The sequence below is a fragment of the Streptomyces sp. NPDC046859 genome (assembly GCF_040645135.1).
Classification (GTDB): domain Bacteria; phylum Actinomycetota; class Actinomycetes; order Streptomycetales; family Streptomycetaceae; genus Streptomyces.
In genome coordinates, this window is sequence record NZ_JBEYXR010000058.1 from 1 (window position 1) to 3446 (window position 3446).

A 3446-nucleotide genomic window follows, 5' to 3' on the forward strand; every position below is an offset into this window, starting at 1 on the left:
GTCAACTCCCTCAAGGGTGTCTCCTCCCGAAGGCTCCGCCAGGAGTTCCCCGACCTGGTACGCCACTACTGGCGGGCCAGCAAACTCTGGTCCGGATCCTACATCGCCGGAACCATCGGCGGCGCCCCGCTCTCCGTGATCAGGCAGTACGGCGAACAGCAGAACCGGCCGGTGTGCGCACCACCCGGCTGAACCGGGAAAGCCCTCGCGACGCTCCTCGCCGCAGGCAAAGAACCACACCGTCCGGCTCCGCCGGGACCTGAATCCGCGACGCTCCGCGTCGCGACCAGTAGATCCGCTTCACCACCAGCCTGAAGGCCGATGCACAGCGAATGAATTCTGGTAGCCGTACATCCGCACACGTCCGGGGCCCGGTCGGCCGGCGCGCGGGCTCGTGACGAGGTGCCATGAGTCCGCTGCCGGCGGTCCGCGACCCGGCGGTCGCCGCGTCCTGCGGCGGCCGGGCGGACCGGGCGATTCCGGTCCGCGGTCGCGCGTGATCCGGACCGGGCCGGTTACCCGGGGGGCATGAGGCGACTACTCAAATCCAGGCAAAAGGATCCCGGAGGCCTCTCCGGTGCGCGACCGGAGACGGACGAGGGCGGGCGGGGACAGGGTCCGGAGACCGGCGCGGAGACCACACAGGAGCGGTTCGGTCCGGACCCCCAGGTGGAGGGGCGCGCCCCGGACTCGCCCACCGAACTGCCCAAGCGGTCGTGGTTCGCGGCGCTCAAGGGCACCCTGCGGGAGTTCAAGGACGACGAGCTGACCGACCGCGCGGCGGCGCTGACCTACTACAGCGTGCTGTCGCTCTTCCCCGCCCTGCTGGTGCTGGTCTCCCTGCTGGGGCTGGTCGGCAAGTCGGCCACCGCCAAGGTCATGGAGAACATCGAGAGGATGGCCCCCGGCTCGGCCCGGGACATCCTCACCCGCGCCGTCGAGCAGCTGCAGCACAACGGCGGCCTCGGCTCGATCATGGCCGTCGTCGGCATCCTGCTGGCCGTGTGGTCGGCGTCCAGCTACGTCGCGGCCTTCATCCGCACGGCCAACGCCGTCTATGACGTGCCGGAGGGCCGGCCGGTCTGGAAAGTGCTCCCGGTACGGCTCGGGGTGACGGTCGCGCTGATGGTGCTGGCCGTGATCAGCGCGCTGATCGTCGTCTTCACCGGGTCGCTGGCCCTTGAGGTCGGGAGCACGCTGGGCATCGGGGACACCGCCCTGACGGTCTGGGCCATCGCCAAGTGGCCGGTCCTGGCGATCCTGGTCACCACCATGATCGCCCTGTTGTACTGGGCCTCCCCCAACGCCAAGGTGCGCGGTTTCCGGTGGATCACGCCGGGCAGCGCGCTGGCCCTGGTGATCTGGCTGATCGCCTCGGGCGGTTTCGCCGTGTACGTCGCCAACTTCGCCTCGTACAACAAGACCTACGGCACCATGGCCGGCGTGATCGTCTTCCTGGTGTGGCTGTGGATCGGGAACCTGGCGATCCTCCTCGGCCTGGAGTTCGACGCCGAGGCGGTGCGGCAGCGCGCGATCGCCGGCGGGCATCCGCCGGAGGAGGAGCCGTACGCGACCCCGCGCGACACCACCGCCTGGGACGAAGAGGACAAGCGCCGTCTGCGCAGCCCGTGACCGGCGCGCGCCGGCTCCCTCAGCGCATCCAGGCGCTGTACTCCATGACGTCCCCGGCCCGTACCCCGTAGGCGGGGTCGGCCCGGGTGAACGTCGTCTCCAGGCCGAGGACCGCGCCGGTGCGCGGATCCATGATCAGCAGGTGGGCGAGGCCACGCGCCTCGTACGTGTACGCCAGCCCCGCCCGGCCGAGCCGGTCGGTGACCTGACCGGCCGGGCGCAGTCCCTCGGTGCCGGCGAGCAGCTCGGCCAGCGCGGCGGACTCCCGGGCGCCCAGGGTCCAGTGGTCGAGCAGCAGTTCCACGGCGTCGAGGAGTTCGCCGGTGCCGAGCCCGTCGGGTTCGGAGGCGGCCTCCCGCAGCCAGGCCCGCAGCCGGGTCGCGTCACGCGGCGGCGGGGACTGGGGCGGGGCGTCGCTCCAGCTGCGCGGGTAGGTGCGGCGGCTGACGACGTGGCCGTCCTCGACCAGCGGGGGGCCGTCGGCGTCGTCGCGCAGCACGGGCCGGCCCGGACGCGTCGGGTCGGTCGCCACCACCAGCTCGGTGTGGCTGCCGTCGGTCTTCCAGCGCACGATCCGCTCCTCGGGGAGCGTGATCGGCGCCTTGTCCTCGCTCATCGCGAGACTCCACGACTGCACATGCGTGCCCTTGCGCAGGGCCTGCGCTCCGGCGGCCGCGTCCGCGCGGGCCCGCCGCGCCAGCTCCGCCAGGGACACCGGGGTGGCATCGGCGCGCACGACCAGCGGACGGGGGGCGGCCAGGGCGGGGGTGGTCGCGGTGCCGCCGACGACCAGGCTGAGGGTGACGGCGACGACGGCGGCCAGCAGTGCCCAGGCCGGCCTGGGGCGGACGCCGGGGCCTGTGCGCGGCCACCGGACACGGCGGCGGGCGGGCGGTTCGCGCCGCAGGTCCGCGAGGAGGCGTTCGGCCCGCTGGTCCAGGGGCCCGTCGCCGAGGCGGGGGTGGTCGGCCGGGACCGGATCGGCGGCGCGCAGGAGGTCGAGTTCGTCAGCCATGCTGCTGCTCCTTCGTGGCTGTCGTACCGGTCGTGAGGGCGGGGCGGAGCTGGTCGATCTCGGCCTTCAGCCGGCGGCGGGCGCGGTGCAGCCGCATCGACGCGGCGCGCCGGCCGCAGCCGAGGACCACGGCGATCTCGTCGACGCCGAGCTCCTCCCAGGCCGCGAGGCGCAGCACCTCCTGGTCGGCGGGGGACAGCCGGGCCAGCGCGTCGTGCACCCAGGCGCCGGGCGGTTCGGCGTCGGGGCCCGCCTCGACGTGCCGTCCGTGCGCCGCGTCGTCGTTGCCGAGGCGGTCGACCAGCCGGCGCCGGCGCCCGTAGCCGCGTACCGCGTTCGCGAGGCAGTTGCGTGCCACGCCGTACAGCCAGGGCAGCGGGGCGGCCGGGAGGTCGTCCCGGCGCCGCCAGGCGACGGTGAACACCTCCGCCACCACTTCCTCGACCTCGCTTGTCCGGCCGTCCAGTCGCCGCGCGACGTAGCGGCTGACCGCCCAGTAGTGCTCGCGATAGGCAGCGGCGAAGATCTCGTCGTTGCTCATGCTCCGTTCGTGTCCGGCACCCGCCGGATCGTCACACCCCTCCCCGGTGATTCTCGCCGCTCCCGCCGGCTGTGACGTGCGGGCCGCCTTCGGACACAGGCGGGGTGTGAAAAGGATCAGAGACATCAGGGGCGTCCGGGCCGTGCGGTGGCTGACGACGACGGACCACAAGACGATCGGCACGCTGTACCTGGTCACGTCGTTCGCGTTCTTCGTGATCGGTGGCGTGATGGCGCTGCTCATGCGCGCCGAGCTGGC

Annotated in this window: 4 protein-coding genes; 2 read left to right on the top strand and 2 right to left on the bottom strand. The window is 73.0% G+C overall.

Annotated features, from left to right (window positions below):
• Together ABZ899_RS36450 and ABZ899_RS36455 are read left to right on the top strand one after the other, a co-directional pair.
• Positions 1–192 (top strand): transposase (locus ABZ899_RS36450; protein ID WP_361355204.1); only part of this gene is annotated, 192 nt, incomplete at its 5' end.
• 336 nt (positions 193–528) lie between these two features.
• Positions 529–1632 carry a YihY/virulence factor BrkB family protein gene (locus tag ABZ899_RS36455; RefSeq protein WP_361355207.1) on the top strand — a complete coding sequence of 368 codons (1104 nt, stop codon included), beginning with the start codon at positions 529–531 and terminating at the stop codon, positions 1630–1632.
• A gap of 19 nt (positions 1633–1651) precedes the next feature.
• On the opposite strand, the gene ABZ899_RS36460 is transcribed toward ABZ899_RS36455, so the two are convergent.
• Together ABZ899_RS36460 and ABZ899_RS36465 are read right to left on the bottom strand one after the other, a co-directional pair.
• Entirely contained in the window at positions 1652–2647 is a 996-nt protein-coding gene (locus tag ABZ899_RS36460; protein ID WP_361355210.1) for a CU044_5270 family protein, read from the bottom strand.
• Positions 2640–3188 (bottom strand): sigma-70 family RNA polymerase sigma factor, encoded by a 549-nt coding sequence (locus ABZ899_RS36465; protein ID WP_361355213.1) that lies wholly within the window; start codon positions 3186–3188, stop codon positions 2640–2642. Before ABZ899_RS36465 ends, ABZ899_RS36460 begins: the two co-directional genes overlap by 8 nt.
• Between the last annotated feature and the right edge of the window lie 258 nt (positions 3189–3446).